Annotated in this window: 19 protein-coding genes, 1 tRNA gene and 1 pseudogene; 1 reads left to right on the plus strand and 20 read right to left on the minus strand. The window is 57.5% G+C overall.

What is annotated here, in order from left to right; genetic code table 11:
- Positions 1-304: 304 nt before the first annotated feature.
- The 8 genes and pseudogenes from HMPREF2854_RS06200 to rpsP form a co-directional block, all read right to left on the minus strand.
- Complete coding sequence (locus tag HMPREF2854_RS06200) at positions 305-604, minus strand: DUF2469 domain-containing protein (protein ID WP_034510720.1); 300 nt, start codon at positions 602-604, stop codon at positions 305-307.
- Positions 605-627: 23 nt separating this feature from the next.
- Positions 628-1,224, minus strand: coding sequence for a ribonuclease HII (locus tag HMPREF2854_RS06205; RefSeq protein WP_083309432.1), 597 nt, complete (start codon positions 1,222-1,224; stop codon positions 628-630).
- A gap of 66 nt (positions 1,225-1,290) precedes the next feature.
- On the minus strand, positions 1,291-2,061 hold the full coding sequence (gene lepB, locus HMPREF2854_RS06210; RefSeq protein ID WP_070620535.1) for a signal peptidase I: 771 nt from the start codon (positions 2,059-2,061) through the stop codon (positions 1,291-1,293).
- A gap of 142 nt (positions 2,062-2,203) precedes the next feature.
- Positions 2,204-2,551, minus strand: a complete 348-nt coding sequence (gene rplS / locus HMPREF2854_RS06215) for a 50S ribosomal protein L19 (protein WP_070620538.1) — start codon at positions 2,549-2,551, stop codon at positions 2,204-2,206.
- A gap of 234 nt (positions 2,552-2,785) precedes the next feature.
- Positions 2,786-4,174: a tRNA (guanosine(37)-N1)-methyltransferase TrmD gene (trmD, locus tag HMPREF2854_RS06220; RefSeq protein ID WP_070620673.1), complete on the minus strand. Its 1,389-nt coding sequence runs from the start codon at positions 4,172-4,174 to the stop codon at positions 2,786-2,788.
- A gap of 5 nt (positions 4,175-4,179) precedes the next feature.
- A complete protein-coding gene (rimM, locus tag HMPREF2854_RS06225) occupies positions 4,180-4,680 on the minus strand; it encodes a ribosome maturation factor RimM (protein ID WP_070620541.1) in 501 nt (166 codons plus the stop codon).
- Between the two features lie 79 nt (positions 4,681-4,759).
- Positions 4,760-4,996: pseudogene (locus tag HMPREF2854_RS08570) on the minus strand (RNA-binding protein); the annotation flags it as partial.
- On the minus strand, positions 4,996-5,502 hold the full coding sequence (rpsP, locus tag HMPREF2854_RS06235; protein WP_070620546.1) for a 30S ribosomal protein S16: 507 nt from the start codon (positions 5,500-5,502) through the stop codon (positions 4,996-4,998). The gene rpsP and the pseudogene HMPREF2854_RS08570, both read right to left, overlap by 1 nt.
- A gap of 294 nt (positions 5,503-5,796) precedes the next feature.
- Between rpsP and HMPREF2854_RS06240 the strand changes: the two genes are divergently transcribed.
- A complete protein-coding gene (locus HMPREF2854_RS06240; RefSeq protein WP_070620548.1) occupies positions 5,797-6,798 on the plus strand; it encodes an inositol monophosphatase family protein in 1,002 nt (333 codons plus the stop codon).
- On the opposite strand, the gene HMPREF2854_RS06245 is transcribed toward HMPREF2854_RS06240, so the two are convergent.
- The 12 genes from HMPREF2854_RS06245 to HMPREF2854_RS06300 all read right to left on the minus strand — a co-directional run bounded on the left by HMPREF2854_RS06245 (position 6,795) and on the right by HMPREF2854_RS06300 (position 22,973).
- A complete protein-coding gene (locus tag HMPREF2854_RS06245) occupies positions 6,795-7,979 on the minus strand; it encodes an amidohydrolase family protein (protein ID WP_070620551.1) in 1,185 nt (394 codons plus the stop codon). The genes HMPREF2854_RS06240 and HMPREF2854_RS06245 overlap by 4 nt on opposite strands.
- Complete coding sequence (gene ffh / locus HMPREF2854_RS06250; RefSeq protein ID WP_070620552.1) at positions 7,979-9,553, minus strand: signal recognition particle protein; 1,575 nt, start codon at positions 9,551-9,553, stop codon at positions 7,979-7,981. The genes HMPREF2854_RS06245 and ffh overlap by 1 nt, the downstream gene beginning before the upstream one ends.
- Positions 9,554-9,608: 55 nt before the next feature.
- A complete protein-coding gene (ftsY, locus tag HMPREF2854_RS06255; RefSeq protein ID WP_070620555.1) occupies positions 9,609-10,853 on the minus strand; it encodes a signal recognition particle-docking protein FtsY in 1,245 nt (414 codons plus the stop codon).
- A gap of 79 nt (positions 10,854-10,932) precedes the next feature.
- Positions 10,933-11,232: a hypothetical protein gene (locus HMPREF2854_RS06260; protein ID WP_070620558.1), complete on the minus strand. Its 300-nt coding sequence runs from the start codon at positions 11,230-11,232 to the stop codon at positions 10,933-10,935.
- A gap of 96 nt (positions 11,233-11,328) precedes the next feature.
- On the minus strand, positions 11,329-14,817 hold the full coding sequence (gene smc / locus HMPREF2854_RS06265) for a chromosome segregation protein SMC (RefSeq protein WP_070620560.1): 3,489 nt from the start codon (positions 14,815-14,817) through the stop codon (positions 11,329-11,331).
- A gap of 34 nt (positions 14,818-14,851) precedes the next feature.
- Complete coding sequence (gene ndk, locus HMPREF2854_RS06270) at positions 14,852-15,310, minus strand: nucleoside-diphosphate kinase (protein WP_034500621.1); 459 nt, start codon at positions 15,308-15,310, stop codon at positions 14,852-14,854.
- A 111-nt stretch (positions 15,311-15,421) separates the two neighbouring features.
- Entirely contained in the window at positions 15,422-16,090 is a 669-nt protein-coding gene (dhaM, locus tag HMPREF2854_RS06275; RefSeq protein WP_070620563.1) for a dihydroxyacetone kinase phosphoryl donor subunit DhaM, read from the minus strand.
- Complete coding sequence (gene dhaL, locus HMPREF2854_RS06280) at positions 16,083-16,715, minus strand: dihydroxyacetone kinase subunit DhaL (protein WP_070620566.1); 633 nt, start codon at positions 16,713-16,715, stop codon at positions 16,083-16,085. The genes dhaM and dhaL overlap by 8 nt, the downstream gene beginning before the upstream one ends.
- A gap of 4 nt (positions 16,716-16,719) precedes the next feature.
- Positions 16,720-17,721 (minus strand): dihydroxyacetone kinase subunit DhaK, encoded by a 1,002-nt coding sequence (gene dhaK / locus HMPREF2854_RS06285; protein ID WP_070620570.1) that lies wholly within the window; start codon positions 17,719-17,721, stop codon positions 16,720-16,722.
- A gap of 103 nt (positions 17,722-17,824) precedes the next feature.
- Positions 17,825-19,384 (minus strand): bifunctional folylpolyglutamate synthase/dihydrofolate synthase, encoded by a 1,560-nt coding sequence (locus tag HMPREF2854_RS06290; protein ID WP_070620575.1) that lies wholly within the window; start codon positions 19,382-19,384, stop codon positions 17,825-17,827.
- Positions 19,381-22,602, minus strand: a complete 3,222-nt coding sequence (gene ileS, locus HMPREF2854_RS06295) for an isoleucine--tRNA ligase (protein ID WP_070620578.1) — start codon at positions 22,600-22,602, stop codon at positions 19,381-19,383. The genes HMPREF2854_RS06290 and ileS overlap by 4 nt, the downstream gene beginning before the upstream one ends.
- 298 nt (positions 22,603-22,900) lie before the next feature.
- A tRNA-His gene (locus HMPREF2854_RS06300) sits at positions 22,901-22,973 on the minus strand.
- Positions 22,974-23,056: the final 83 nt, after the last annotated feature.

Genomic DNA, 23,056 nt, shown 5'->3' on the forward strand with positions numbered 1-23,056 from the left:
GGATACATCCGTTTAGGTCGGGAATACGGATATGGGAGTTTGGGTCGGAAAGTCGGATTCGGTAACTGGGCTGGAAATGCAGGAAGGGCAGTTTGGGGCGGGAATGTAGGGAGGGCAATTTGGGTCGGGCACATTCAAGGGCCGGACGCAGCGCTACACGCAGTCAGACCAAAGCGCCTCACCTAGTCAGGCCAGAGCGCCTCACCTAGGCAGGCCAAAAGGTTACGCCCAAAGAGGGCACAAAAACGGCGTGCCCAGAAAGGGAAAGCACGCCGTCCTCAGGAACTCACACTGCCCTCGCAAGCTATGGGAGCTCTAGCTCCGACTTGGAGAGCTCCTCGATATTCACATCCTTAAACGTCAGCACACGCACAGACTTCACAAACCGCGACGAACGGTAAATATCCCAAACCCACGCGTCCTCAAGCCGCAACTCAAAAAACACGTCATTGCCCACCGGATGCACCTGCAAATCCACCTGATTACACAAGTAAAAACGGCGCTCCGACTCAACCACATACTTAAACAAGCTGATCACATCGCGATACTCGCGGAACAGATCCAGCTCCAAGTTGTTCTCGTAATTCTCAATCTCAGGATTCATCCCCAAGCCCCTTCCTGCCCGAATTAATCCTTCAAAAGCCGCCACGACTGCCGGTGATAAGCGCTCACGCCAATCTTAGCCAACGCCTCCCGATGCGCCGCCGACGCATAACCCTTATTCGCCGACCAACCATACCCAGGATCCGGCAAAGACACCATCAAATGATCGCGCACAACCTTCGCCACAATCGAGGCCGCCGCCACCACCGAACACGACGCATCGGCCTTTACCAAGGTCTGCACCCTAGGCTCACCAACAGCAACAAACGCGTCCCGGCCCTCACAGGCACCAAACAAATCCTCCGTTGGAGTCAGCCAATTATGTGACCCATCCAGTAGCACCACGCCCGGCCGCACCCCGGCAGAGGCCAACGTTCCAAGAGCGCGAAGCCCGGCCCTCCTCAAAGCCGCCGTAATGCCCAACTCATCAACCTCAGCAGCCGATGCCATCCCCACAGCCGTGGGCCACGCCCACCTCACTGCCTCCAATACTAAGCGCTCCCGAGCGGCAGGCGACAAGTTCTTCGAATCCGCCAAAGCAACCTCCGGCTCACCTCCAGGAGAAACCGCAGCTCCCACCGCAACCGGACCAGCTAGAGCGCCGCGGCCAACCTCGTCCATGCCAACAACGGTGCCGAACCGGGACAGATCACGCTCAACAGTCGTGCTTGCAAGCTTCAAGTTGGCTCACCGCACGTCCGCAAAAGGTGAATTATCCGTCGGATTCGACCAATGCCCCAAAGGCCAACTAACCCAAAACACCTTGCCCACAACGTCATTCACATCAACAAAAGCAAGATCAGGGATAGTCATGTGTGCGCGCGAATCCGCAGAATTATTGCGATTATCCCCCATCACCCAAAGGTGACCCTGCGGAACCGTCACGCTAAATGGCTGGACAGAATTATCCGAACCCGCCTTCAAATACGGTTCCGAAATCGCCTGGCCATTTACCAGCAGACGGCCGCCATCATCACAGCACTCAACCGTGTCTCCGCCCATACCGATCACGCGCTTCACCAGATGCTGATCGCCCGAGGCCGGCCGCAAACCAGTAAATACCAGCGCTTTCTCAATCGCCCCAGACACTCCCTCCGGCTCTGCAACAGGCGGGAGCCACTCATTAGCATCTCGGAAAACCACCACGTCACCGCGCTCAAGCTCGAACGGGCCCGGCGTAAGCCTAGACACGAGGACATTATCGCCAATCTGTAACGTATCCTCCATTGAGCTGGACGGGATCCAAAACGCCTGTACTAAAAACACACGCAATAACGAGGATAAGATCACCGCGAGAACAAGGATTAGCAACACCTCACTTACACGGCCCCACACAGTGGGTTTCTTGGCCGACTTACCCTGATTCTCTGCGTCCGGATGCGCATGACGAGGCTGATATGTAGCCTCCGATTCAGAAGAGCGCTCCTCGCGCCGGACGATCGCATCAAAGTCCTGCATAACTCTCCTAAATCTCAGACTATTCCCAATGCATTAGCTTAAAACTATCCAGCTCAATGTGCCTACATCAAACGCTTACGCAAGAGTAGGCTCTATAAAAGTCATGCCCCGGCAAATGCCGGGGCATGCACAAGCACTAAAATTAGTTAGCGCGCTTCTCACGGACCTTAGCGGCCTTGCCGTGACGGTCACGCAGGTAGTACAGCTTAGCGCGACGAACGCGACCAACAGTCACAACCTCAATGGACTCAATGGTCGGAGCGTGCAACGGGAACGTACGCTCAACGCCAACACCAAACGAAATCTTACGAACGGTGAAGGTCTCACGAACTCCCTCGCCCTGACGAGCAATGACAATACCCTGGAAAACCTGGATACGGGTACGGTTACCTTCCGTAACCTTTACATTCACCTTGACGGTGTCGCCGGCCTTGAATTCCGGAATGTCGCTACGGAGCGAAGGCTCGTCAACGAAATCTAGCTTCTGCATGTTAATCTCCCGATCAAAACTGCCGCAGGTCAGACCTGATCATTTAGCGGCCTAGCCGCCGACTACACTTGTGGAATCTGGCTTCGGTGTCCCCCTGCGGCAGGTTTCACCGCCATTTTCCAACCGCTCCATTGTGCCATATAACGAGGTCGCAGTCGACACTGGATTACCTAGAAGCCTACGGTAGTTACCAACCTCACGGCCCCAGGTAATGGCGCGGAGGAGCAGAGCGCCCTACACAGCTCGGGTCATGACCACGTCAACGTCACGAATATCGCCGACCATGAATACGCGCTTACCTGAAGTCACGAATCCGTGCCTGCGGTAAAAGCTCCGTGCTCGCTTGTTCTCCTTAGCCGTGCCCAGCACGAACTCAGTGCCCTTTACAAGCGGCTTCGCATCCTCAATCGCGGCCTCAAAAATTCCGCCAGCAAGCCCCGAGCCCCTCCACTTCTTCGTCACGTAAAGCTTCGAAATGTAGGTGGGGGCAGCCGCAATCTGGTCGGCGGGAATATCACTTGGATAGTCGCCATCCTCGTACATGATGACCAGGGTATACGCTTCTATCCGCCCGTCTATTACAGCCACTAAAACACGAAAATTTGGGTCCGCCAGCCACGAGGCAACGACCTCACTCGATAAATTATTCGCGATGTGCTCAGCCTGAGCCTGCTCAGTTACGTATGCCGGACACGCATCCGGGAACGTGGCGGCCGCAACCTGCGCGATCTCATCAGCCTCCGTAGCTATGGCGGGGCGAATCGTCACCCTCTGCCAAGCTGAACCGTCAAGCGGCGCAATCCACCCGGACCTCGCCAAAACCTCCCGGTCCTCCAACGAAAGAGTTTGCGGATTCGTTTGATCGATTAGATCGGGCCGCACCCTCGCTGTCTTAGCGAGGGACTTCCCCCTCCTCCACGACTCGATCTGTGCATGGTTGCCGCCCATCAGCACGTCCGGCACTACGAGTCCGCGCCACTCTTGCGGCCTGGTATAGGAGGGATATTCGAGGACGTTGCCTTCGAATGACTCTTCGTCCAAAGATTTCGGATTACCCATGAACCCATCGAGTAGGCGCGCTACCGCCTCCACGAGCACGATCGCGGCCACCTCGCCACCATTCAGCACGTAATCGCCAATGGAATACTCAAACACCTCCACGCCTGGCGTGCCCGCGTAATAATCGACGACGCGCTGATCAATACCCTCATAACGACCACAGGCAACCACGATCTGATCGGCGGCGCACAGGCTCTCCACATCACGCTGTGTCAAAGGTTTTCCCGAGGGGGTCGGAACTGCCAAAACTCGGCGAGCTGCGCGCGGATTATCCTCACTGTCACTTACGCCGGCAGAACTATCTAAAGGCGAATCATCAGTGGCATCTTCTTCGCGGATCTGGAGGATTTCATCCAGCGCCCTCCCCCAAATATCCGCGCGCATCACCATGCCCGCGCCGCCACCATACGGCGAATCATCAACCGTGCGATGGCGATCCTGCGTCCAATCTCGCAAATCGTGAGCAACAATCTGTACCGCACCCGAATCCTTCGCTTTGCCCATCAGCGACAGATCGAGCACATCAAAGAACTGCGGGAAAATAGAAACCAAATCAAACCGCACGGTGCTCACTCCTCATCATCAAAGAGGCCGCCCGGCGGATCAACCACGATAGTGCCCTCGTCTAGCAGTACCTCAGGCACGATCTGCCTCACAAATGGCACCAAAACCTCACGGCCACCGTAATCCACCACCAGCAGGTCCTGCGCGGCTCCGGGCACAAAGCGAGAGACAACACCGCGAGACTCTCCCTCAACCGTGCGCACCTTCAAACCCGTCAGCTCGTGGGGATACCACGCATCATCCTCGTCTAGCACATCATCAGCGTCAATCAATAATCGAGCGCCACGAAGCGCTTCCGCGCCCGTTCTGTCCTGCACCTCTTCAAACTTGACCAGCATACGGCCCTTGTGAACGCGAATCGCCTCCACCGTGAGACCCCCATGCGAGGCCGTGTCAAACTGCGCGCCTTCAAAAAAGCGCTCCTGCGGAGAATCCGTACGCAAATCCAGCGCAACTTCTCCCTTAAGAGAATGCGCCGGCCCTACAACCGCAACCAAAAGTTCCATGAACACCCACCGCTTCAGCTCAAAATATGACTTGGGGCGGTGTGGACAAGCGCCACACCGCCCCAAAATCGAAATAATAATCCCGATCAGTATCTATGACATCAACCCGGACCGGGCCCTTAGTAGACAGAGCCGACATGACCGCACGAAGTGCGCGAGCCGTCCGCCCATTTCTACCAATGACGCGACCCAGATCATCCGGATTAACGCGAACCTCCAGAAGCTGTCCGCGTCGCATAGACCTCGAGCTCACCTCGACATCATCAGGATTATCAACAATCCCACTGACAAGATGTTCTAGGGCATCAGCTAGCATTAGGCGTCCTCTGCCTCAGCAGCGGCTTCAGCTTCTGCCGGAGCCTCTTCCGCAGCTTCCGCTGCAGCTGCCTCAGCGGCCGCTTCTTCCTCAGCCTTCTTAGCAGCAGCGGCCTCGGCCTCTGCCTTCTGCTTCGCTTCAGCAATAGCTGCCTTACGCTTGATCGCTTCTTCCTCCGCAGCCTTAATAGCCTTCGCGGCGGCCTCTTCATCCGCAGAAGCGTACTTCACGCGCGAAACCGGGTTCTTAACACCCTTGTGTGCAGCGAGATCACCGGTCAAACGGAGCAGGTTGCGAACCTGGTTGGACGGCTGAGCACCGACACCGAGCCAGTACTGAGCACGCTCGCCCTTAATCGAAATGTGCGACGGCGTACGCGTCGGATCGTAGGTGCCGATCTCTTCAATCACGCGACCATCGCGCTTCTTGCGCTGATCAACGACAACTACACGGTAGAACGGTGCGTGGACCTTGCCCATGCGCTTTAGTCGAATACGAACTGCCACTTTAGTGGTCACTCCTTGATTTATTAGGGTGGACCCAAACCGCTATCGGGGGTTACACAAACAGTGGTTAGAATCCTGGACGCGAAGAACTACGGTAGAGAGGGGTCCGCAGACTTCGAGTACAACGCTCCATTGTGCCAGAAAACGAGCCAAAAAGGGAAGTGTATTTGACCTAAGTAGGCAGGATTTATCGTGCGATTGGTCACGGCACTCCCTCGCAAGCTACGTCGCAACGCATAGCGCAGGGAACTCTTCCCAAAATAGTGAGAGCATGGGTATGAGCGAAAGGACATCATGAGCACTGAACAATACCGGTTGGACAATCCGCCAAGAATCGTCGGCCTCGACCCTGAAACCACGCGAAGCCTGCAGCGGGGCGATCTAACCCACGAACTTGCACTTATGTGCCGAGTTGCAGCAACCGCAGTGGGACCATACCTGCTGGCTTCAAGGGTTAAACTCGACGCTGCAACCACCGAAACCAAAGCGAACTTTCACGATCCAGTCACGCCTTACGACAAAGCTGCCGAGACCGCGATCAGTGCCCTCCTGGGCAGCTTCATCCCCGGCTCGCTCAAGCTCGGTGAAGAGCACGGTGAAGAAATCCTGCCCGGCGGTACCCCCAGTGACTTCCCCGATGAGATCCCTATCGTAGAGCCTGATTTTCACGTGGACGCACGGTCACTGGCCTCGCGCGTGAAATGGATAATTGATCCCATTGATGGCACCGCGAACTTCGCCGCTGGATTCCCCTACTTTGGCACATCCGTCGCAGCCTCCCTCGACGGCGAAATCGTAGCCGGAGCCATTACCGTTCCCTACAACAACGAAGTGTTCTGGGCCAACGAAACTGAAGGCTGGATTGAACGCGGAGATGACTTCTACGCGCTAAAGTCCGGCAACATTGAAGGCAGCAAGACCATTACGGCCGAGAGCGAAGCGCTGCTCCTCACCTACTTCCCCACCGTATCTGAGGTGAAACAGTTCCCGAACCTAGCAGCGCAGGGACTAACCGATCTGCTATCCACCTTCCGCGCCATACGCCGCCCGGGAGCGTGCGCCCTTGACCTCGCCCAAGTTGCCGCTGGTCGCGCAGGAGCCGTCTTCGCCACGCGAATCAAACTGTGGGACATTGCAGCGGGCGTCCATCTGGTGCGAGTAAGTGGCGGACACGTGGACCAACGTGACCTCGGAAACGAAGCAACGGGCACGCAACCGGCCATTGCCGCTACGTCCGCGGGTCTCAAATCTGAGATGCTTGCGAACCTACTGGATCAAGTGCAATCCCAGTATTAGAGGCTCTCGACGCGCTCTACGCCTCGATAAAACACATGTGTTGGTCGTTGCAAGACCTCAACGTTTTGACCCGGGTCAGCATCAAACATTACGAGGTCAGCGTCGGCGCCCTCATGCAGTCCAGCCGCGCCAAGGTACTCGCGGGCCTTCCACGTTACTAAATCGACAATTTGTGACGGGGCAAGGCCCATCGTGCGCCACATCGCAACCTCTTTTGCTACCTCGCCGTGCGCCTGATACCCACCCGCATCCGTGCCGGGAAGCAACTGCACTCCAGCATCGATAAAACTCCCCAGAGTAGCCTCATGGCGCTCCCACAAATCCGTCATAGTTTGCGCGTACACCGGGTATTTCTTGCTCCCTGCTCGTGCGAACTGCGGGAACAACGCCACCTGCATCAGCGTGGGCGTAACCGCGATTCCCATTCGGGAGGCCTCCTGCACATGTTCGGGCCTCATTCCAGTGCCATGTTCAATACAGTCCACCCCGGCTTCGAGAAGGCCATCAATCGCCTTTTCACCAAACGAGTGGACCGTTACCCGCGCCCCTACCTCATGTGCGGCTAACACGCCTTCCTTTAGCGCCTGCGTATCCCACAACGGATCCAGGTCCGAATCCGCCCCGTTTGATCGGTCGATCCAGTCGGCGACTACCTTCACCCAGCCAGTACCCGCCCGCGCCTGGGCCTCCATCACGGAGGGTAACTGCGCATCCGAGGTCTCGATCGCATACCCGCGAATGTAACACTTGTGCTTAGCGATATGCCTGCCCGCCCGCAAGATGGTGAGAGTATCAAGCCGCCCATTGATCCACGAGTTGTCACCAATCACGCCGCAATCGCGCACCAGGAGCACGCCCGCATCGCGGTTGGCGTGAGCCTGAGCAAGCATCTGCTCGCCCGTGGTCTGCCCCTGCGGGCCTATCCCAATATGACAGTGAACATCCACCAGGCCGGGAGTTACCCATACGTCATCAAAATCATTAGCCACGCCCGCCCGGCTGAACTCACTACCGAGGCGGCGAATCTTCCCGTCTCGCACCTCAAACGTGCCGCTAACCCACTCGTGAGGGCCAGCGGTTGAACTCACCTCGCGCTCGCAACATGCCACATCGCCGGGCGTAAGGGAAAACTCCCCGACCTTCGGGGAGTTTTGCCAAAGTACGTGGCCAGAAAACCTCATTAGCCGCCAAATCCGCCCAGCATGCGCTTAACGTCATCCGGCAGATCATCCATTGTGGGACGAGGCGCCTCCTGTTGCACGCCAAACGCGGACCCCTGACGCTGTTCCTTTGGAAGCATCGCCTTCAGTTCCTGCTGGCGACGCTTCGCCGGATTGCCCGATACACCGGACTTTGAGCGCTTCTTAGCCTTCTTTGGCTGACGCGCGCCGGCTCGCTTACCCGCACCCGGCAAGTTCCCCATACCGGGGAAGCCACCCATACCGGGCATTCCACCGCCGGCCCCCATGCGCTTCATCATTTCGCGTGCGGCCTCAAAGCGCTTAACCAACGAATTGACTTCCGCAACTGTGGTGCCCGAACCAGCCGCGATGCGACGCCTGCGAGAACCATCGAGCACCTTGACGTTGTTACGTTCAGCAGGCGTCATCGATCTTACGATCGCTTCGATGCGCGATACTTCCCGCTCGTCAAAGTTCTCCAGCTGCTCACGCATCTGCCCCGCTCCCGGCATCATTCCAAGGAGCTTCTTCATCGAACCGAGTTTGCGCACCTGCTGTAACTGGTTCAGGAAGTCATCCAGCGTCAGCTCACCCGACATTGCCTTGGCAGCAACATCCTCGGCCTCACGCTGGTCGATCTTCTTCTCAGCCTGTTCGATAAGGGTGAGAATGTCACCCATATCGAGGATTCGCCCAGCCATGCGGTCCGGGTGGAAACGCTCGAAGTCCTCCAACCCTTCGCCAGTAGATGCGAATAGGATCGGCTGACCGGTAACGCCACGCACCGACAGCGCCGCACCACCGCGCGCATCGCCATCAAGCTTGGACAGGACAACACCCGTAAATCCAACACCGTCGCGGAACGCAACCGAAGTTTGTACCGCATCCTGACCGACCATGGCATCCAGAACGAACAGGATCTCGTGCGGATTCACGGCGTTACGAATATCGCGCGCCTGCTGCATCATCTCTTCGTCAACGCCCAGGCGGCCCGCCGTATCAACGATTACGAGGTCGAATCCATTCTCAATCGCATAGTTGAGGCCCGAACGAGCAACCTGCACAGGGTTGCCCACTCCATTACCCGGCTCCGGGGCCCACACTTCAACACCGGCACGCTTACCAATAACCTCAAGTTGGGTGACAGCGTTTGGACGCTGTAAGTCCGAGGCCACGAGGAGGACACGCTTGCCCTCCTCCTTCATCCAGTGGCCTAGCTTGCCAGCCAGCGTGGTTTTACCAGCACCCTGCAAACCAGCGAGCATGAACACCGTGGGGCCGCGCTGAGCAAAGTGAAGCTCACGCGTTTCACCACCCAAGACCTCCACAAGCTGGTCGTGAACAACGCGCACAACCTGCTGGCCCGGATTCAGTCCCTTCGTCACGGTGATGCCGCGAGCTTCCTCACGAACCTTCTTAGTGAACTCGCGAACTACGGGCAGTGCGACGTCCGCGTCAAGAAGGGCGCGGCGAATCTCTGACGCGGTTGCATCAATATCCGCATCGGTGATCACGCCTTTGCCGCGAAGTTTGCGGAAAGAATCTGTTAGACGATCAGAGAGGTTTTGAAACACGTTATTGATCCTGTTTTCGAAAAGTTACTGCATCCTACCTTAACCGATGAGGAGCTTAGCCAACGATTGCATCCACGAAATCTTCGGGGCTGAATGGGGCCAGGTCGTCCGCACCTTCGCCCAAGCCCACAAGCTTCACCGGCACTCCAAGCGCCTTCTGCACCGAAACGACAATGCCGCCCTTAGCTGACCCGTCCAGCTTGGTAAGAACCACACCGCTCACGTCAACAACTTGGGCGAAAATCTCCGCCTGGCGCAAACCGTTCTGCCCAGTGGTGGCGTCTAGAACCAGTAACGTTTCAGCGATTGGCCCCTGTTTTTCCATGACTCGCTTCACCTTGCCGAGCTCGTCCATCAACGTGGACTTATTTTGCAAACGCCCCGCGGTGTCCACCAAAACCACGTCCACCGCGTCCTCACGTCCGGTCTTTATCGCGTCAAATGCGACCGAGGAGGGATCTGCCCCCTCAAGTTCAGAGCGAACAGTCCCCACGCCCACGCGCTCGCCCCAAGTGGTGAGCTGTTCAGCAGCCGCTGCACGGAAGGTGTCGGCCGCACCGAGGAGGACGGACTTATCCTCTGCGACGAGGAGGCGGGCCAATTTACCCACGGTTGTGGTTTTCCCAGTGCCATTAACACCAACCACGAGCACCACGGCCGGGTGCGTACCCGTCTCAGTCTGAACAGACGCGAGATTCAAAGAGCGGTCCATGCTCGGATCCACCGCGGCAAGAAGCTCCTCGCGCAGTAGCGTGCGCACACGCTCCGGATCGGACGTGTCCTCAACCTTCACCTTTTGGCGCAGGCCCTGCATGATCTGATCCGTAGTGTCGAGGCCAAGATCAGCCATGAGGAGCGTGTCTTCAAGTTCCTCCCAGTCTTCCTCGGACAGATCACCGCGCGAAAGAATACCGAGGAGGGCAGAACCGATGCGTCCCGAACCGGCAAGACGTGAGCGCAGGCGATGCATGCGGCTGGGGGCCGACTCAGGTTGATCAAGTTCGCCTGCTGGAGCAGGCTCCTGTTCCAACGTGGAGGCGGCATCCGCTGGTTCGCTCTCAACAGTCTCCGGCTCGCCCTGGGTTTGCGGACCTGCGGGGACCTCACTTTCAAGTTGTTCCGTCTCTACCCGGTCAGTTTCGGCTTCGGGCTTTGCCTCAATCTGCGGCTTGCGTGGCGCTGGTGGCAGTTCTTTATTGCGCGAACGTGATACCGCTACTGCGCCACCAACAGCCAGGAGTCCAACGAGGATCCACACCAAATACATGTTGGATCCGAGAAAATCTAGAAATGCGTCCATGCATTAATGATTACGCACCGGAGCGCCGTTCACCAATAATAAGCGCCACAAAATACCGTCGTGGCTACGTAAAAGTGACCTAGTCGTCAGAGAGAGTGGGCCGCTGTTCAAGGCTTGGCAGTTCCTCTGCCCGCAGATAAGCGGACCCCTCGCGCCCCTCTTTCTTAATCACAGCTTCAAGCGAGGACTTACGGGGCGTCACCGGATCTGGCTTTTGCCCTTCATTATCAGCCTGCTTCCACTCACTCGTTGTCTTCTCGAGGTGAACCTGCCAGTCTGAAACAGATCTGCGAGTAACCAGAAGTACCACAAGGACGCCCACCGCAAGCGCAAGGATAACGGTCAGCGTGACAAAAATGAAGAAGGCCGGTTGTAGCACTCTTCTAGGGTGCCAGATCCAAGCAGATACGCAATAGAAAACACGAATTATTACGCAGTTGTGACCAACACACTACCAGCGGTCGGTAACGACCACTTAGCCGTTTGACTCTGCTTGCGCCTGCTTCGTGTCTGCAAGCTTTGATGAAACCACTTGCGTCACACCCGCACGCATAGTCACACCGTAAAGCGCGTCTGCGATCTTCATGGTCCTCTTTTGGTGCGTGATGATAATCAGCTGCGAATCCTGCTGCAATTCCTTGAAGATCGTGATCAAGCGTGACAAATTCACGTCATCAAGGGCGGCTTCAACCTCATCTAGCACGTAGAACGGGGACGGACGCGCCTTGAAAATGGCGACGAGGAGGGCGAGCGCGGCAAGCGAACGTTCTCCACCAGACAGCAGGGATAGGCGCGTAATTTTCTTGCCCGCGGGGCGCGCTTCGATCTCAACGCCCGTCTCCAGCATGTTCTGTGGGTCCGTGAGGACGAGTTTGCCCGACCCTCCGGGAAAGAGGGTTGCGAACACGTGCGTAAACGCCTCTTGGGTGTCGAGGAAAGCCTGGGTGAATACCTCTTCAACTCGCTGGTCCACTTCGTCAACGATGCCCAGCAGGTCGTTCTTGGATTCCGTAAGATCACGTAGCTGGTCAACCAGGAACTGGTGGCGTTTAGAGAGAGCCTCGTGTTCTTCGAGAGCTAGTGGATTGATTTTGCCCAGCCGGTCCAATTCACGTTTAGCGCTGCGCAGACGTTTTTCTTGCTCGACGCGCACGTACGGGTAAGGATCTTCTGCAACCACAAGGTTGTGCGGGCCGAATTCGTCAATAAGTTGCTCGGCCTCAAGCGCTAGCTCGTCGCGTGCTCGCGTGACCGTGTGCTCGTACCGCAAGGCAACTTCCTGTAGCGCGATCTCATCGCGGTGCGCAGCGTCCGTGATTTCGAGCAGACTGGCACGAATCTCGTCCACCTCATGACGAGCGCTTGCTGCCGCCTCGGATGCTTCGGTGCGTTCGCTCTCCGCTGCGCGAAGCTGCTGACTGGCCTCTTCTAGTGCGGCTTCGGCAACGCGGATCGGAGCCGCGATCCGGTCACAAATGTCACTCAGGCGCTGATATTCGCGTTTGCGCGCAGCTTCGCGTCGTTCATATTCAGTGAGGTCGGAACGGGCTTTCGCAACTTGCTGGCGCAGGGAGCGGGCACGATCACGCACTCGGCGCGCCGTTTCTTCGAGTGTTCGAATGTCGAGGCGGGTCGCAGTTTCTTTGGCACGCGCTTCGCGCGCTGCTTCTTCTAGCTGTTCTGCTTCTTCCCGAGCCTGTGCGGGATCCGCAACCTGTGGGAGCGCCTGCGCCCCCGCCTGCTTAGCTTCGGCTTCAACGAGGCGCTCACGGGCTCGTTCCACGCCCTCTTCGATCTTTTTCAAAGTGGTGGCAAGGCGTTCTTGTTCTCCCTGCGCAGCCCGCAAACGAGAACTGGCACGCGCCCGCACCTCCATAGCCTTCGCCCGCTCTGAGTCGGCCTTGCGCAGAGCCTGCAACTGCTCGTTTGCAACCTTGAGCGAAGCGTCGTAACGCTCGCGCGCCTCCTTCAGTTTTTGCGAGACAACCTCCAGCTGTTCGCTTGCGGCATCGGCGCGCCGGCTCGCATCCTCGTAGTCGGCGTGGCGGGCCAAAACCGACGCGTGGTCGGAACCCGAAGTAAGTACCGAAACCGGGGTGAAAACATCTCCCGTTCGAGTGGCAACCTTTGTCACCAGCGGATTTTCAAGGGCGCAAATGGCCTCCCTCTCGTCCTCGCACACCACCGCTCCGGCTAGCAGCGTGTTAATGAGACCTTGCACGCGCTCGCCCTGAACCACGTCAACAGCCCTGGTCCAGCCCTCGATGGTTACGGGCTCCACGCTCTGCTCCAAGGCCGCGACCATTCGGCGGCGTCCGCCCGAGTCCACAAACTGTAGAGAAAGACCCAGGTCTGTGATCACCGCGGCATCGGTAAATGGATCCAATAGTGCGGTAATCGCATTTTCCCAACCCGCACTGGTAGAGATAAAACTGGCCAAAGATCCGAGGACCTCCGGATGCTCAGCATCCAGTAGCTCCGCGGTCTCGTCCGCCGGCTGCAGAGACTGTGCCAATGTGTCGCGCCGAGCCGTCCAGGTGGCGCGCTCAGACTGGGCTTCTCGCTCCTGCGTGAGCAAACGATCAACTAGGTCGCGCGCCTCATCTCGGGCCCGCACCGCGTCCTCATGCGCGTTCGCCATCTGGTCGTCAGCCTGAACCTCTTCAAGGCCTTCCATTTCGGCGCTTGCGAGCTTCGTTCGCTCCGTGGCCTCCGCAACCGCATTTTTCATCCGGGTGGCTTCAGCAGCGCGTGATGCCAGCGCCTGTTTTGCCGCATTTACGTCACCAATCAGCCTGGCAATATGCTCGCGTCGGTTCGACTGCTCGGCTTCCAAATGACGCACCTCGTCGAGCGCGGTGCGCGCGGCGGCTTCGGCCTCTTCTCTGGCTTTGATTACATCGGCAAGCTTCTGTCCAGACGCCTGCACCTGTTCGAGCAGGTCCGCGTCCTCTTCATTTGCCTTTGCTGATTTTTGATCAAGATCCACGAGGTCGAAGTTTGGTGCGGGTAGCGGCTGCGCAACGCCTCGCATGCGTTCGTTAGAGACCGATGACAGTGTCATTAGCGAGGCGTGCGTGGTGGATAGCTCTTGCCACAACCGCGTGAGTTCCTGGGTGCGAGGGGTGCCGAGGCGAGCCAATTGTTCCGCCTCATTTAGACGTGCTTTAGCGGCATCCAACTGCTCGTTAAGCACCTTCTTGCGGGCGTTCGTTGCCTCTTCGCTGACTCGCCCCGCGTCGAGCCGTTCTTTCAAACTCGCGAGGTCATCGGCCAATAGTCGGGCTTGCGCGTCGCGCACCTCGGCCTGGATCACACCGGCCTTACGGGCAGTTTCAGCCTGTTTGGCTAGGGGACGCAACTGACGGTGAATCTCATTAGTAAGATCACGTACACGAACGAGATTGCCCTCCATCGACTCCAGCTTGCGCAGCGCCCGCTCTTTGCGCTTGCGATGCTTGAGCACGCCCGCAGCCTCTTCAATGAAACCGCGCCTCTCCTCGGGCCCGGCTCCTAAAATCGCATCCAGCTGGCCCTGACCCACAATCACGTGCATCTGCCGCCCCATGCCGGTGTCGGACAGGAGCTCTTGAATGTCTAGCAAACGCACTTGAGTACCGTTGATCGAATACTCGGACCCACCGCCTCTAAACAGCGTTCGCGAAATGGTGACTTCGGAGTAGTCGATCGGAAGGGCGCCATCGGTGTTATCGATAGTTAGAGACACCTGAGCGCGCCCCAGTGGGGCGCGCTCAGAAGTTCCGGCGAAGATAACATCTGCCATCTGACCGCCGCGAAGGTTTTTAGCTCCCTGCTCGCCCATAACCCAGGCGAGAGCATCTACAACATTTGACTTACCAGAGCCGTTAGGCCCGACCACACAGGTGATGCCGGGCTCAAGATTCATGGTCGTTGTCGAGGCAAACGACTTGAATCCACGAATGGTAAGTGTTTTTAGATGCACGCCTCAAAGTTTAGGCGAAAAATGAGCGAAAACGTTATTCTTTCCAAACAAGTTCGGGGAACCACAGTGCGATTTCACGGTCTGCGGATGCCGGCGAGTCAGAGCCGTGAACAATGTTCTCCACGTTACCGGTACCCCAATCTCGACCGAGATCACCGCGGATGGTGCCGGGCGCTGCGAGCGTCGGGTTGGTGTTACCCATGAGGTTACGCATGCCTTCAATCACGCGATCGCCTTCAACGACCATCGCAACAACGAGATCAGACTGCATGTACTCCAGTAGATCCTTGAAGAAGTGCTTTTCCTTATGCTCGAAGTAGTGATCTTGCAAGAGCTCTTCGGAAGCGTGCTTGATCTTCAAACCCTTTAGTTGGTATCCCTTAGCTTCGATGCGGCGAATCACCTCGCCGGTGAGGCCGCGCCTGAAACCATCCGGCTTCACAAGGACGAGGGTGTGCTCTTTATTTGCATCGAGCTGTTCCGGACTAGGCATTTGCCTTCCTTTCCATTGACTTCCGTGTCAAAATCGATTCTACGACAATTTATCTTGACGTAAAGAGAAACCGGGTTGTTACCGCAGTTCCTCGGCCTGTTTGTCGGTGTTTTACTCCGGCATTGACTCAAGTTTTTGCACGAGGTCGCTTACAGCCCTCTGGGCGTCAGCGCCGCTAGCGCGCACGGTTACGGTCTGCCCCTGTCTAACGCCCAGTGCCATGAGCGACATGACTGAAGCTGCGTCTGCCCCATCGATGGTGACCTCCGCATCGTAGTCGCTAACAAAACGTGCGACGAGGGCAGCTGGGCGGGCATGCAGTCCATCCGGGTCTGCTATTGCTACCTCGGCCTCACACACGTCCTCCCCCAAGGGTTTTGTCTCCGACTCAGTGAAAGTACCCCACGTTTTAGCAGCGTCACGAACAGCCTTAACAACCCCCTCGGCGTCGGCGCCCTGCTGGGCTGCAACCGCCCCCGCTACCGCACCTTCAACCAGTGGGCCGTCGGCAAAATATGCCGGCTCGTCGTCAAGAAAGTCGAGCACCGACTCAACCGTGAGCGTTGCCGAGCCGAGGTCGGTTAGTAATACTACGGGACCATCGGCTACGAGTTCTTGAACCGCGGCATCTACCTTGTCGAAGGAGGTGCCGATGTTCCCATCCTGGAGACCTCCTGCCGCTCGGATCACGACGTCAGGAGCCATCTGTGCCGCGACTTCGGCCACGCCCTGCGCGAGTTTGTCCGAGTGCGAAACGATTACAAGGCTGACCTTAGACATCGATCGCCGCCACGGCTTGTTCAATGATGATTGCGGACGATACCGCACCTGGATCAAGGTGCCCGATGGAGCGCTCCCCCAGGTATGAGGCGCGCCCCTTCGTTGCCTTCAATGGCTTCGTAGCTTCAGCACCTTCTCGCGCAGCTAATGCGGCTGCACGGAGAGCTTCAACGCCATCCCCGCCCGCGGTAGCAACTTCACGTGCCGCCTTAGCCGCCGGCGCCCAGGCATCGACCATGGTCTTTTCGCCCTCTTGCGCCTTACCTCGCGTCTGAACACCCAGCAAAGCCGCCTCGAGGAGGTTTGCAACAGCAATCGCATCCAGATCCTGCTCGCCGGTTGCCGCCTTGGCCGCACGAAGGAACGCGGTTCCATACAGGGGCCCGGCAGCGCCTCCAACGGTAGACATCAAGGTTTTGGCCACTAGTTTCAACACCGACTGAATGTCTTCCGTATCTGTGGCGGCGAGCGCTTTTTCAACCGCGCTGAAACCTCGATCCATGTTCTCACCGTGGTCGCCGTCGCCGATCTGGCGATCCAGGTCAATCAGTTCAAGACGCGCCCCCGCAATCGCCTCGGCGCTCTTTTGGATCCAGGCCAAAGCCCAGTTCACATCTAAGCTCACTTGCTTACATCCCTTCTCGGTATCCCGCTGTTAGAGCGGGCGCGTCAAACAGCTCTAGCATTTCATCATTTACGCGCAGTAGTGTAAGTGAAGCGCCGGGCATGTCCAGGCTGGTCACGTAGTCTCCAACCAGCGTACGCTCAGCAACAATGCCATCGGCCTTGAGAAGCTCGTGGACCTTCCGGTTCACGATGTATAGCTCAGACAGTGGCGTGGCGCCCATCCCATTTACTAAGACGATTACGCGATCTCCTTGCACAAACGGCAGGTCCGCACGTACCTTCTCGTACAGCTCTGCGGTGAGCTCGTCCGCGGTCTTCATCTCGGTACGACGGTATCCGGGCTCGCCGTGAATACCGATACCCATTTCCACCTCGGTATCGCCAAGGTCAAAGGATGGCTTACCCGCGTGCGGAACCGTGCAGGGCCCAAGAGCCAGGCCCATAGAGCGCATGTTGTCATTCACTTCGTTGGCGATTCGAGTTACCTCGTCCAGGTTGTCGCCGCGTTCTGCCGCGGCTCCCGCGATCTTCTCAACCAGCATGGTGCCCGCCACGCCGCGCCTACCCGCCGTGTACAAAGAGTCTTCCACCGCAACGTCATCGTTGATAATCACGGTGCGAACCTCAATGTCGTCCATTTCGCAAAGTTCAGCAGCGGTTTCAAAATTCAAGACATCGCCCGTGTAGTTCTTCACGATGTAAAGCACGCCGGCCCCGCGATCCACCGCGCGAGTAGCCGCCTCGATCGGGTCTGGAGTTGGCGAGGTGAACACAGCGCCGGGCACCGCCGCGTCCAACATTCCGTGGCCAACAAAACCACCGTGCAACGGCTCGTGTCCGGATCCTCCGCCAGAAACGAGAGCGACCTTGCCCTCTTCCTTTGGCTGTGCACGCAAAATATAGTCTGGGTCGAAGTGCACATCAACCAGATCGGAGTGCGCCAGCTGGAAGCCTTCCAGAGACTCGCGAACCACTTCATGCACGTCGTTTACAAGCTTTTTCATACTTCCTCCAAGCACGTCGGTTAGATTCAGGTCTCTACAATTCTTACATACAAAAAGCGACCTGCACCACAGAATTGGAGTGCAGGTCGCCTTCGTTTAACGTTTAGTGCTTGATCAGATCTCGAGCTGCTCCTGCGAGCACCACAGAACCCGTAATAACTACACCGTTAGAACCTGCCGGATCAGGATTCAACTCAGCGCGTTCCACCGCAAGGTCAACCGCATCAAGTAGCGACGGCTCCACAAACACGCGGTCTTCGCCAAATACATCCCTCGCGATCTGCGCGATTTCTTCCGTATCCATTGCGCGCGGCGTGTCCATCGAGGTAATCACAATATCCCCCACCACGGGCTCGAGTTCAGCCAGGGTGGCCTCGACATTCTTATCCGCCATCGCGGAATAAACCGCCGCAATGTTCGTGTAGTCAAACGACTCAGTGAGGGCCTGCGCCAATGCACGCGCGCCGTGTGGGTTATGCGCCGCATCCACCACAATCGAGGGAGAAGATCGCACAACCTCGAGGCGCCCGGGGGACGTAGCCATCCTAAACCCCTCTTCAACGATGCCCGGCTCCACTTCGCGGCCACCGTTGAATGCTTCGAACGCCGCAAGAGCCAGCACTGCATTCTCACCCTGATGCTTGCCAAAAAGCGGGATGAAAATGTCGTTGTAGAGAGCTGCTGGCGTCTGGATGGACACCACCTGCCCGCCCACTCCGAGCTGGGAAGAAACCAGATGTAGATCCTCACCTACAACGCGTAGCACCGCTCCAACCTCGTTCGCGCGATCGCGCAAAATCTCAAGGACCTGAGGGGTTTGCTTCGCCGAAATGACGAATGAACCGGGCTTGATGATGCCCGCCTTTTCGGTTGCTATTTCGGCTAGCGTAGAGCCGAGCCACTTTTCGTGGTCATGAGCAATGGGCGTGATGACGGCAACGTCCGCATTGATCACGTTCGTTGCATCCCACTTGCCGCCCATACCAACCTCAACCACTGCGGCATCAACCGGCACATCCGCAAACGCGGCCAGCATCATGACGGTCAGCACTTCAAAAAACGACATCGCGGGGCCACCGCTACGCTTCGAGTGCTCATCAACCATCGCGAGGTAAGGAGCGACGTCCTCATACGCCGCAACAAACTGAGCCTGTGAAATCGGCTCGTCATTCACGCTGATTCGCTCCCGCATTGTGGTTAGATGCGGGCTGGTGAACCGCCCCACCTTTCGGCCCGACGCGCGCAACAACGCACTGATCATGCGCGCCGTGGATGTCTTTCCGTTTGTGCCTGTGAGGTGCACACTTCGATAGAGATTTTGCGGATCGCCGAGGATATGCATCGCCAGTTGCACGCGTTCAATACTTGGCTGAACCTTATGTTCGGGCATGCGCGAGAGAATCTCGCGTTCAATCGCGTGATAAACCGCCTCGGTCTCATCAGCCGTCGGGTACAGGTGAGTAGCTTCCTCATCTAGGTCGTTCTCGCTTGTATCCTCGCCACTCTCAACGAGGTTAGGCGCGGCCATGTGCGCTGCCTCCATGACCTCCTTAAGGGAGGCGGAGACATCGCGATTCATGACCTCATCTACAACCTGTTCAGGAGTGCGCTCGCCACCGCCCTCGGTGTCAGCAAACTCGTGGAAGATGTCGAAATCTTTCACTGCATTTTCACCACGTGAATCTTGATCTCGTCACCGGCTTCAACCGTTAGGTCCAGCGTCAAGGTCTCAGCCTTCAGCATGTCAGCGTGCTTTTCCACCACGCTAACTCGCTCAGCCGGCACGCTCAGGGTTAGCTTGATGCGATCTGCAACGTGCAGACCCGCGGCCTTGCGTTCATCCTGAACTTGGCGGATGAGGTCGCGGACAAAACCTTCGCCCTCGAGCTCATCGTCGATCTGAGTATCCAAAACTACGAAGGATCCTGAAGAAAGGACCGTTGCGACCTGGCCTTCTTCAGCCTCAACCTTCGTGCTTACCGACACGGCTTCACCACCGAGACGAACCGGCTCGCCATCAACTACGACTCCGGGGAAGACAACCTCGTCGCCGTCTACCTGCCACTGCCCCTGCTTTTGCGCGGCGAAAAGCTTCGAAGTGTGGCGACGAACCTCGGCCGAGAACTCGCGCGGATTCAACTTAAGCTCCTGCGCAACGCGCAACCCGGATTCAGATGGCGTCTTCAAGGTCACGTTCTTCACGTTGATCTCCGACGCGATCAGGTCCGCGTAGCTCGAAAGCTCAGCCGCCCGCTCCGAGATGACCGTCAGGTCACGCAGCGGCTGACGCACGCGCAGCTTCTCGCCCTTACGCAAGCTGTGTGCAGCTGAGACAACCGAACGAACCTCATCCATGGTGGCAACCAGCTCGTCATCCGCCCACGCGTCGCCGAGCTTCGGATAATCCTCCAGGTGCACGGACTCACCACCCGTGAGGCCGCGCCAGATTTCCTCGCTGATTAGCGGCAAAAGCGGCGCGATTGCGCGCATCATAACTTCAAGCGCGGTGTACATCGTGTCAAATGCAGCCTCGTCCTCCTCCCAAAAACGCTGGCGAGAAGTGCGGACGTACCAGTTTGACAACAGATCCAAATACTCACGTACATGGGCAGTTGCACCCGGGATATCATACGCATTCTGCGCTGCCTCTACCGCGAGCACGAGATCTCTCGTACGTGCAAGTAGGTAGCGATCCATTACCGGCAGATCAGCGACGACGGCCGAGTCCAGCGGAATAGGCTTTGCGAAGTATCCCTCTCCTCCGTTTGCCGCACCGGTGTAGAGAGCGAAGAAGTAGTACGTATTCCACAGGGGCAGGATCATCTGGCGAACCGTGTCGCGGATCGATTCTTCTCGAACGATCAGGTTGCCACCGCGAACCACGGAAGATGACATGAGGAACCACCGCATCGCGTCCGATCCGTACGTGTCAAACACGTGATTAACGTTCGGGTAGTTACGTAGCGACTTCGACATCTTGCGGCCATCATCGCCCAGCACAATGCCATGGGCAACAACGTTTTGGAATGACTGCCTGTCGAACAACGCGGTTGCCATCACGTGCATCGTGTAGAACCAGCCGCGCGTTTGCCCGATGTACTCGACGATGAAATCGCCCGGGTAGTGATTCTCGAACCATTCCTGGTTCTCAAACGGATAGTGCACCTGGGCAAATGACATTGAACCAGACTCGAACCAGCAGTCAAACACGTCGGAAATGCGGCGCATCATCGACTTGCCTGTTGGGTCGTCCGGATTTGGACGCACCAGCTCATCGATGTAGGGGCGGTGGAGGTTATCGACCTTCACTCCAAAATCGCGCTCAAGCTCAGCGCGCGAGCCGTACACGTCCACGCGCGGATACTCCGGGTTATCCGACTTCCACACGGGAATCGGCGCACCCCAGAACCGGTTACGCGAAATCGACCAGTCGCGCGCGCCCTCAAGCCATTTACCAAACTGGCCTTCCTTGACGTGCTCTGGAACCCAGTTGATCTCCTCGTTTCGGGCCAACATGCGATCACGGATCTTCGTAACTTCAACGAACCAAGACGATACGGCCTTGTAGATCAGCGGCTGCCGGCAACGCCAGCAATGCGGGTAAGAGTGCTCATAAGACTGTTGGCGAACCAGCACCGCACGCTCACCTTCAGTGCGGCGCGCTAATGGGCCACTGCCGTCCTTCAGATCCTGGATAATGGGGCGGTTCGCATCGAAAATATGCACGCCCTCATAGTCTTTAACTGGGGCCACAAACTTCGCACCGTCGTCAATCGGCACAACCGTCTTGATGCCGACTTCCTTACACACGTTTGCGTCATCTTCACCGAAGCCGGGCGCCAGGTGCACCAGGCCGGTGCCGTCGCTCGTGGTAACAAAGTCGGCGGCAATGATGTGGAACGCCTTGGGGCCAGGAATATCCTCATCGTTGATGAAGTAGTCGAAGATCGGAGCGTACGCGCGGCCGACGAGGTCTGAGCCCTTCAGCTGGGCAACAACCGATGGTTCTTCGCCCAGCTCGCGCTCGTAGGAAGAAACGAGATCTTTCGCGAGGATTACGCGTTCACCGGCAAGCGGCCCTTCTTCGGGTTGCACGGTCACGTAATCAACGTCTGGCCCGACGGCTACCGCGAGGTTCGAAGGAAGCGTCCACGGCGTTGTAGTCCAGATAAGTGCAAGTTCACCGGTCTCTAGACGCAGGCCAACCGTTACGGTGTTGTCTTGACGCATCTGATAGACGTCGTCATCCATCGAGAGTTCGTGGTTTGAAAGCGGCGTCTCATCGTTCCAGCAGTACGGCAGGACGCGGTGTCCCTCGTATGCAAGACCCTTTTCATACAGGGTCTTGAATGCCCAGATGACCGACTCCATGAAGTCAATGTCAAGAGTCTTGTAGTCGTTCTCAAAATCAACCCAGCGAGCCTGACGAGTAACGTATTCTTCCCACTCGTTCGTGTAGCGCAAAACGGAAGTGCGGCACGCGTCGTTGAACTCCTTGATGCCAATGCCGTTCGGACCTTCGATCTCGTCCTTCGTCTCAATGCCGAGCACGCGCTGTGCTTCAAGCTCGGCCGGAAGACCATGCGTGTCCCAGCCGAAGCGGCGCTCCACGCGTTTGCCCTGCATCGTCTGGTACCTACCAACGATGTCTTTAACGTAGCCGGTTAGAAGGTGGCCGTAGTGCGGCAAACCGTTAGCAAACGGCGGGCCGTCATAAAACACGAATTCGTTGGAACCGGCCTCACCTGAAGGACGGATCTCAATGGACTTCTTGAACGTGTCATTTTCTTTCCAGTAAGCCAAAATCTCTTCTTCAAGGCTGGGGAAAGAAGGGGATGCTACGACGTCGCCATCACGGTGGCGGGGGTAGTGGTTGCTCATTTGTTCCGTCCTCGTTCATCATTCGAGGACGTCTCCAACCCGGTGGGTTGGTGCGCGGTACCACCTCGCTTGCCAAATGCTTTGGCCGCTCGAACTGCTATCACGGGCTTACCCGTCCGGGTCTACTAGGCTAAGCCGTTCTTCCGGAGGCTCATCGGTGATACCCGGTTGCCCGGCCGATTCATCGCCATTCGCCAGAAAGTATAGCCCGCACGCGACGCCGATGAGAAAGCGGGCCGGTGTAATTCACCACACAGCTAATAAAAAAGATCCGACCGTTTGGTCGGATCTTTATCCGGGTGGCTGACGGGACTCGAACCCGCGACGTCCTGGACCACAACCAGGTGCTCTACCAGCTGAACTACAGCCACCATCATTGCTTATGCAACGATAGATAATCGTAGCAGTAACGACGCACTAAACAAAACGCGCACCGCGTTGCCTCTACCACACC

The sequence above is a fragment of the Actinomyces sp. HMSC075B09 genome (assembly GCF_001812395.1).
Classification (GTDB): Bacteria; Actinomycetota; Actinomycetes; order Actinomycetales; family Actinomycetaceae; genus Gleimia; species Gleimia europaea.

Coding starts and splice junctions, on each gene's coding strand:
- ftsY (WP_070620555.1), bottom strand. CDS start 10,853: ATGGACGCATTTCTAGATTTTCTCGGATCCAACATGTATTTGGTGTGG.
- HMPREF2854_RS06240 (WP_070620548.1), top strand. CDS start 5,797: ATGAGCACTGAACAATACCGGTTGGACAATCCGCCAAGAATCGTCGGC.
- HMPREF2854_RS06245 (WP_070620551.1), bottom strand. CDS start 7,979: ATGAGGTTTTCTGGCCACGTACTTTGGCAAAACTCCCCGAAGGTCGGG.
- HMPREF2854_RS06200 (WP_034510720.1), bottom strand. CDS start 604: ATGAATCCTGAGATTGAGAATTACGAGAACAACTTGGAGCTGGATCTG.
- HMPREF2854_RS06205 (WP_083309432.1), bottom strand. CDS start 1,224: ATGGACGAGGTTGGCCGCGGCGCTCTAGCTGGTCCGGTTGCGGTGGGA.
- dhaM (WP_070620563.1), bottom strand. CDS start 16,090: ATGTCTAAGGTCAGCCTTGTAATCGTTTCGCACTCGGACAAACTCGCG.
- lepB (WP_070620535.1), bottom strand. CDS start 2,061: ATGCAGGACTTTGATGCGATCGTCCGGCGCGAGGAGCGCTCTTCTGAA.
- dhaK (WP_070620570.1), bottom strand. CDS start 17,721: ATGAAAAAGCTTGTAAACGACGTGCATGAAGTGGTTCGCGAGTCTCTG.
- ileS (WP_070620578.1), bottom strand. CDS start 22,602: ATGAGCAACCACTACCCCCGCCACCGTGATGGCGACGTCGTAGCATCC.
- rimM (WP_070620541.1), bottom strand. CDS start 4,680: ATGGAACTTTTGGTTGCGGTTGTAGGGCCGGCGCATTCTCTTAAGGGA.
- ndk (WP_034500621.1), bottom strand. CDS start 15,310: ATGCCTAGTCCGGAACAGCTCGATGCAAATAAAGAGCACACCCTCGTC.
- rplS (WP_070620538.1), bottom strand. CDS start 2,551: ATGCAGAAGCTAGATTTCGTTGACGAGCCTTCGCTCCGTAGCGACATT.